Source organism: Mycolicibacter sinensis, from assembly GCF_001673565.1.
Classification (GTDB): Bacteria; Actinomycetota; Actinomycetes; order Mycobacteriales; family Mycobacteriaceae; genus Mycobacterium; species Mycobacterium sinense_C.
Window position 1 is genome coordinate 61,761 of sequence record NZ_LZMF01000132.1, and the last position, 7,212, is coordinate 68,972.

Genomic DNA, 7,212 nt, shown 5'->3' on the forward strand with positions numbered 1-7,212 from the left:
GCGCTTACAGACGTCCACCGACTCGACCCAACCACCGTGATGGGGGAGATATCAGTGTCTGACCATGCACCGGGTGATGCCACCCAGGGCCACGACGTGACCGATCATCCGACCACCCAGTTCCGGCCGTATCAGCAGGTCGCCGGGGCCGACGACGCTGCTGCGGGCAACCCGGACACCGGGGAGTTCAGCCGGCAGGGCGAGGGCACAGAGGGCGGCGAGACCCGGTCTTTCGGCGGGTTCCGCACCGAACGCCGGTTCTCCGAACCGCTGGACCCGTGGCCGGCGCCCGCCGAGACCCAGGCCCACCAGCAGCAGTGGAACCCCGGCCCGGCGACCTGGGTGCCGCAGCCGATGGAGAACCCGGCGCCGGTCTACTACGGCGGTCCGGGTAACGCCCCGAGCGGCGGCAGCGCCCCGTATCGCCCCGCAGAACCCATCGCACCCTTCTCAGACCTGTCCACCACGTCACTGCTGCGGCAGGTCAAGCCGCCGCCCACGTCCGGCTGGCGCCGGCTGCTCTACGTGGCCTCCGGCCAGCTGATCAACGTCGGGGAGAGCCCGCGCACCGCCCGCTACAACGACCTGGTGGTGCAGGTCAACCGGCCGCTGCAGGGCTGTCACCGGATCGCGGTGCTGTCCCTGAAGGGCGGCGTCGGCAAGACCACCATCACCGCGACGCTGGGGGCCACCTTCGCGTCCATCCGCGGCGACCGGGTGGTGGCCGTGGACGCCAACCCCGACCGGGGCACGCTGAGCCAGAAGGTGCCGATGGAGACCCCGGCGACGGTGCGTCACCTGCTGCGCGACGCCGACGGCATTCAGCGCTACAGCGACGTCCGCAGCTACACCAACCAGGGGCCCAGCCGGCTGGAGGTGTTGGCCTCGGAGAGCGACCCGGCGGTGTCGGAGGCGTTCAGCGCCGAGGACTACGCCCGCACGCTGCAGGTGCTGGAGCGGTTCTACAGCCTGGTCCTGACCGACTGCGGCACCGGCCTGATGCACTCGGCCATGTCGGCGGTGCTGGCCAAGGCCGACACCATGATCGTGGTGAGCTCCGGGTCGGTCGACGGCGCCCGCAGCGCCTCGGCGACGCTGGACTGGCTGGACGCACACGGCCACGAGGAGCTGGTGCGCAATTCGATCGCGGTCATCAACGCGGTGCGGCCGCGGGGCGGCAAGGTCGACATGCAGAAGGTGGTCGACCACTTCTCCCGGCGGTGCCGCGCGGTGCGACTGGTGCCGTTCGACCCGCACCTGGAGGAGGGCGCCGAGATCGATCTGATGCGTCTGAAGCGGGAGACCAAAGAGGCGCTCGTCGAGCTGGCGGCCATCGTCGCCGAAGCCTTCCCGGGCGACGACCGGTTCAACCAGCACTTCGTCTAGAGCCGGGGCGCCTGCCGTCCTACGGCTGGTTGTCGCCGTGGCTGAGCTGCCACAGGAAGTCCGGGTCGTCGTCCGGCCCGATGACGCGCGTCTTCGGCCGCGCGCGGCTGGCGCGCAGACCGAGGTAAATCAGTGTCCCTAGAGTCAGGACGAGGAGCAGGTAGAGCACTCGCGACACCTCCTGGCGCCGAATATACCGTTAGCGCCGCCGGAGCCCCCGGGAGCCGACAGTAGGCTTGGTGAGCGTGACAGCGGGTCGAGGCCGGATGGGCCGTGCGGTAGTCGATGTGATGGTGTACACGGCGGCGCGCCTGGCGCTGGTGGCGGTGCTGAGCGCGGTGATCTACGGGCTGGGGCGGCTGATCGGGCTCAGCGACTTCCCGCCAGTGGTTGCGGTGCTCTTGGCGTTGATCATCGCGCTGCCGTTGGGCATCTGGATCTTCACTCCGCTGCGCCGGCGCGCCACCGCCAGCCTGGCCGAGGCCGGCGAGCAGCGCCGGCTCGACCGCGAACAGTTGCAGGCTCGGCTGCGCGGGGAGTGACTGAGCCGCCCGGCCGGAGCCGCCCGCCCACGCTGCCCCTTTTTTCGTCATGCGTCACGCCGGTCACTTGCGCACCGTGAGCGCGGGGATGGGATGTTTCTCAAAACGATTGCGTTTGCGCTATTACCGAGCGGTTCACTCAGCGTTGATAGCGCCCGCGATATCCAATTCGAGAAGATGTGCATCCTCCGGAGCTGGGGCTCCTGGGGCCCGTGGGATCTGGCCAAGTCACGCCAGCCCCAGCGCCACCGCCTCCGCGATCGCCCACACCAGCATCGCCAGCCCGGTGTCGCGCAGCACCGGAATCAACGCCACGCCGCCCTGACCCGAGCGCACCGGTGCCATCGCCCGCAGTGCCAGCGGGGTGGCGATGAACCCGGCCGCGCACCACGGGGTGGCCCGCATCAGCGCCAGCGTCAGAACCGCGGCCAGCGCCAGCAGCAGCTGAAACAGCACCCGGGTACGGGCGTCGCCGAGCCGCACCGCCAGGGTGATCTTGCCGGCCGGCTTGTCGGTGGCGATGTCGCGCAGATTGTTGGCCACCAGCACCGCCGAGGACAGCGACCCGACACCGACGGCCAGCGCCGCCCCGACCCAGTCCACCCGCAGCGCCTGGGTGTACTGGGTGCCCAGCACCGCGACCAGGCCGAAGAACACGAACACCGCCACCTCGCCGAGGCCGGCGTAGCCGTACGGGCGCGACCCGCCGGTGTACAGCCACGCCCCGGCGATACAGGCCGCGCCCACCGCCAGCAGCCAGGGGGAGCTGACCAGGGCCAGCGCCAAACCGGCCAGCGCCCCCACCGACAGCGCGGTGATCGCCGCGGCCAGCACCGCGCGCGGGGCGGCCAGCCGTGAGCCCACCAGCCGCAACGGGCCGGTCCGGTCGTCGTCGGTGCCGCGGATGCCATCGGAGTAGTCGTTGGCGAAGTTCACCCCGATGATCAATGCGACCGCGACGGTCAGCGCCAGCAGCGCCTTCCACCACACCGCAGCACCCAGCCAGGCCGCCGCGCCGGTTCCGGCGATCACCGGGGCGATCGCGTTGGGCAGGGTCCGGGGACGCGCACCTTCGATCCACTGTGCAAAGCTGGCCTTTTGGGACATGGGCACGATCTTTGCACGCGGGAGGAGCACGAGTTGCTGGGCGTGATCGGCGGTAGCGGCTTCTATTCGTTCTTCGGGGACGACGCGCGCCGCGTGCCCTGCGACACCCCCTACGGCACGCCCAGTGCGGAGATCACCGTCGGCACCGTCGGCGGCCACGAGGTCGCGTTCCTGCCGCGCCACGGCGAACGACACGAGTACTCCGCGCACACCGTGCCCTACCGGGCGAACCTGTGGGCCCTGCGGGCGCTGGGGGTACGGCGCATCCTGGCCCCGTGCGCGGTCGGCAGCCTGACACCCGAGCTGCCACCCGGCTCGGTGGTGGTGCCCGATCAACTGGTGGACCGTACCTGGGGCCGTGCCGACACCTACTTCGACGACGGCGGCGTGCACGTCGAATTCGCCGACCCGTACTGCCCGACGCTGCGGAGGGCGATGGTCGGCCTGCCCGACGTCGTCGACGGCGCCACCATGGTGGTGATCCAGGGGCCGCGGTTCTCCACCCGCGCCGAAAGCCAGTGGTTTGCCGCCGCGGGTTTCCGCCTGATCAACATGACCGGCTATCCCGAGGCGGTGCTGGCTCGCGAGCTGGAAATGTGTTACGCCGCACTAGCGTTGGTGACCGACCTGGACGCCGGTGTCGATGTCGGCAGTGGCGTGAAGACCGTCGACGTGTTCGCTGAATTCCAGAAGAACATCGAACCGTTCAAAAAGCTGGTGCACCAAGGTATCGAGCGGCTCGACGACGAGCGCAGCTGCACGCACTGTCTGGCGCACGAGGGCGTCGAATTGCCGTTCGAGCTGCCTTAGCGCGCTCAGAGGTGCGCGGCCGCGAACTCGGCGCCCTGCTCCGTCATCCCGTTGGCGCCGTACGTCGCGTGCGCGAACGGCGGCCCGCCGGCCGTTGCGCCGTTGCAGATGGTGTCGCCGTCGGCGCACAGCTGCAAGGTCTTGGGCTGATACAGCGGGCCGATCCGGATCGGCGGTGCACCGTTGGGCGCCAAGAACTCCGCCGATGGCGTGCCGAACAAGACCACCGCGGCGACGTGGTTGGCCACCGACGCCGGCATCGGCTGCGGGATGTAGGAGCGGTAGTCGGCGGGCACTTCCTTGGGGATCTCGGCCGAGGTGGTGTAGCCGGCCAGCGCCGCGCCCTGCGAGAAACCACCGAGCACGATCCGGGTCCTGGGGCAGTTCGCGGCGGTGCCCTCGATGTGGGTGGCGGCATCCCGGATCCCGTCGACGACGGTGCGGGCGAAGTCGACGCCGCCGCCGAAGTCGCTGCTGGCGGCGTAGTTGACCGGATACACCTCCAGCGATCGTTCACCGACCCGGCCGCGTAGCGCGTCGACGAAGGCTTGGCCGAAGCCCCCGACGCCGGGTGGTTCGCCGGTGCCGCGGGCGAACACCACTTCCACGTCCGGACACGGCTCCGCCGAGACCGACGCGACACCCGGGGCTACCAGTGCGGCGCCGCTGATCACCAGCACGGCGCCCAGATACCGGGCGAGGGGACGGGCCTTCATCGCGATCAATGCAGTGACGTACATCGTGGACCCTCATTCGTATCGTCCGCCCGACCGGGGCTGATCCCCCGGTGCCCTGCACGTGCAGGAGCTAAAGCGCAGTGACGGCTACCCGGGCTCGGTGTTCGATAAACGCCCTGGTGCTGACGTGCCGGCGCCGACCGGATCGTCGGCTCCCCGGTAGATCTTCGGACCGCCGGCGGCTGAGGGCGCCGTCGAGTTCTCCGACCGGAAGATGTGCGGTGCGCCGCGACCACCGGGTTTGGGGCGGTCGTCGGCGGGCAGGGCCAGGCGGCCGGCGATGATCGCGACGCCCAGGGCGCACAGCGCCAGCACGCACAGCACCACGTCGAAGGTGCTGGTGATCTGCTGGGCGAGCCCGTTCCCGTAGACGGGGTTCGCCAAGGCCTCGGCCCGTTGCCAGTCCGCCAGCCGCGGCGCCAGCCCGATGCCCACCACGAGGCGGGCGATCGTGAACCCGAACAGGACCGCGGCCACCGACCACAGCGCGGCCGCCGGAAGCGACCGATTGCCCAGGTTGATCCGCAGCCAGATCGCCACCACCGCGGTCACCACGTCGAAAGATGCCATCGCCGCGCTGTCGTAGGGCGAACGCGGCAGATCCAGAGCGGCCGCGACCGCGAGGTCGTTGACGCGCATCAACGCCGACCCCAGGCACCAGACGATGATGAGCAGCAACGTATTCCGGGTCGCGCCCAGCCAGGTTGTCGCCGATACGTCGCGCACCGCGGCCACCGCGAAGATCGCCGCCGCGGCCACCCACACCAGATAGCCCTCGAACCCGACGCCGGCGGTGGAGGTGTTCTGCGCGATACCGTGAAAGCCGTCGATGATCCGGCCCACGGGCAGCGCCCACACCAGGACGCCGGCAAGCAGGGTGGCGCCGCCGAGCATCACCACACCGAGCTGGGATGCCTTGTCGCGCCGCAGAATCCAGCGCGATGCGGTAAGCACTGCGATCCACGCCACCAGCCCGTACACCAGAGCGGTCACGATGATTCCGACGTGCTGCGTACCGAAGTCGCCCGCCGAGTGCGAGCCGGGCAGGGCGTAGCGCACCCGCCAGTACAGGTTGAACAGCACACTCAAGGCGGCGCCGGCGATCGCGGCGGAGCCCAGAACACGGGCCCCGCGTCTCCAGAATCGGACCGGCCCGGCCAGCACCGGTTGCCCGGCGAGCAATGCGCCGGTGACCCCCAGCCACGCGCCGGGACCCACACCGCCGGGCGGCTTCGCGCTGCCGCCGTATCGGATGGTCTGCACCACGTCGGCGATCACGACACCCAGTACCAGCAACAGGTACGGCGCACTGAGCAACCGGCGCAGCTGTCCGGCCAAAGCCGGGTTGGGGTGCGCGCCGAGCAGCGCCCAGGGGCCGACATAGGTCACGGCGACCGACCCCAGCGCGAGCACCGTTGCGGCGGCCAGCACCGCCAGCAACCTGGTGTCGCTGCCGGGGATTCCGGCCCCGAAGTACAGGCTCCAGGGCAACGCCGGCGCGACGCAGAGCAGCACCACGGCGGTCACGTCACGGCCGATGTTCCAGCGCCTGGTCGACTCGGCGATCACCTGCTCACCATAACCGCGCGCCGGCCGGGCACCGCTGATCAGCGAAGATCGGCGCCGCTGCGCTGTCGGTTCGCGCGGCTAAACTGGCTGATCGAAGTGTCGGGCGGAAGGAGTCCCGCAGATGGATGTCGCGCTGGGCGTCTCGGTCACCGGCGCGCTGGCCCGCCTGGCGCTGGTGGAATCGGATGCCTACGGCGACGCCGTGCTTGACGAGTCGATGCTCGATCTGACCCAGGATCCGGTCGGAACGCTGGCCGAGACGGTGACCGGAACGCACCGGATGTTGGCCGACGAAGGCCATCGGCTGGCCGCCACGCGGCTGTGCTGGCCGGACCCGGAATTGCTGGCCGATCTTCGCCGGGCCCTCGACCAAGCCGGAGTCGAGAACGTCTCCGAGCAGTCCCATGCGCGTTCGGCAGTGGCGTTGGCGCGCAACGTTTCGGGCGAGGACGGCGAGACGTCCATGCTGCCGGCCCCCGGCGGGGAGGCGACGATGGCCGCACCGGCGGCGGCTGTCGCTGAGCCGACCATGGCGGCGGCCGCGCTGCCCGACCTCGACGCCGCGGACGCAGCGGCCACCGCCGCGGTAGCGCCGGTGGACAGCGCAGAGCCCGAACAGCAGCTGGCGTACTCCCTCACCGACGACGACTCCGAGTTGCTGCCGGTGGAGTACGCCGAAGATGACTACGACTACGACGAGGACGCCGAGACAACCGCCATCGACGAGTTCGACGTCGCGCCGCCACCGGTGGGTCGCGCACTTCTGGTGGGCAGCACGGTCGGCGGCATCCTCGTGGCCGGGTGCGCGGCCCTGGCGGTCGCGGTCACGATCGGTATCCGCCCGACCGCCGCGGCCACCCAGGTGCAGCCACCGGTGCTGGCGGAACCGCTGCAGCCCCAACCGGTGCCGGGCAACTTCATGCCCGCGCTGCCGGCTCCGAAACCGGTGTCGGTGCCTGCTCCTCAAGTTCCGATTCCGAACCCCGTTGTGGCGCCGGTGGTTCCGACGCCCCCGGCTGCGGTTTCGCCACCGCCGGTCGTTGCCCCGGTGCTGCCGCCTG

The 7,212-nt window shown here is 70.5% G+C and carries 7 protein-coding genes and 1 pseudogene; 4 read left to right on the forward strand and 4 right to left on the reverse strand.

Features of this window, described 5'->3' with window-relative positions; translation table 11 throughout:
* Window positions 1-48: 48 nt before the first annotated feature.
* On the forward strand, window positions 49-1,386 hold the full coding sequence (locus tag A5648_RS19020) for an AAA family ATPase (protein ID WP_428844356.1): 1,338 nt from the start codon (window positions 49-51) through the stop codon (window positions 1,384-1,386).
* Window positions 1,387-1,405: 19 nt separating this feature from the next.
* On the opposite strand, the gene A5648_RS23525 is transcribed toward A5648_RS19020, so the two are convergent.
* Window positions 1,406-1,555 (reverse strand): hypothetical protein, encoded by a 150-nt coding sequence (locus A5648_RS23525; RefSeq protein WP_109470852.1) that lies wholly within the window; start codon window positions 1,553-1,555, stop codon window positions 1,406-1,408.
* A 97-nt stretch (window positions 1,556-1,652) separates the two neighbouring features.
* On the opposite strand from A5648_RS23525, the gene A5648_RS19025 reads away from it, so the two are divergent.
* Window positions 1,653-1,928, forward strand: coding sequence for a DUF4229 domain-containing protein (locus A5648_RS19025; RefSeq protein WP_065026035.1), 276 nt, complete (start codon window positions 1,653-1,655; stop codon window positions 1,926-1,928).
* Window positions 1,929-2,156: 228 nt separating this feature from the next.
* Here A5648_RS19025 and A5648_RS19030 read toward each other — a convergent pair whose 3' ends face one another.
* Window positions 2,157-3,035 carry a 1,4-dihydroxy-2-naphthoate polyprenyltransferase gene (locus A5648_RS19030; RefSeq protein ID WP_065026036.1) on the reverse strand — a complete coding sequence of 293 codons (879 nt, stop codon included), beginning with the start codon at window positions 3,033-3,035 and terminating at the stop codon, window positions 2,157-2,159.
* Window positions 3,036-3,068: 33 nt separating this feature from the next.
* Between A5648_RS19030 and A5648_RS19035 the strand changes: the two genes are divergently transcribed.
* The gene (locus A5648_RS19035) at window positions 3,069-3,845 is read left to right on the forward strand and encodes an S-methyl-5'-thioadenosine phosphorylase (protein ID WP_065026037.1); all 777 of its coding nucleotides are present in this window, start codon (window positions 3,069-3,071) and stop codon (window positions 3,843-3,845) included.
* A 5-nt stretch (window positions 3,846-3,850) separates the two neighbouring features.
* Here A5648_RS19035 and A5648_RS19040 read toward each other — a convergent pair whose 3' ends face one another.
* Window positions 3,851-4,585 (reverse strand): cutinase family protein, encoded by a 735-nt coding sequence (locus tag A5648_RS19040; RefSeq protein ID WP_275080652.1) that lies wholly within the window; start codon window positions 4,583-4,585, stop codon window positions 3,851-3,853.
* 84 nt (window positions 4,586-4,669) lie between these two features.
* Entirely contained in the window at window positions 4,670-6,151 is a 1,482-nt protein-coding gene (locus A5648_RS19045) for a hypothetical protein (RefSeq protein ID WP_082966590.1), read from the reverse strand.
* A 121-nt stretch (window positions 6,152-6,272) separates the two neighbouring features.
* Between A5648_RS19045 and A5648_RS24150 the strand changes: the two are divergent.
* A pseudogene (locus tag A5648_RS24150) lies at window positions 6,273-7,212 on the forward strand (hypothetical protein); the annotation flags it as partial.

Bases quoted from the DNA above. Each gene is read 5' to 3' on its own strand.
- A5648_RS19025 (WP_065026035.1), top strand. From the start codon at position 1,653: ATGGGCCGTGCGGTAGTCGATGTGATGGTGTACACGGCGGCGCGCCTG.
- A5648_RS19030 (WP_065026036.1), bottom strand. From the start codon at position 3,035: ATGTCCCAAAAGGCCAGCTTTGCACAGTGGATCGAAGGTGCGCGTCCC.
- A5648_RS19040 (WP_275080652.1), bottom strand. From the start codon at position 4,585: ATGTACGTCACTGCATTGATCGCGATGAAGGCCCGTCCCCTCGCCCGG.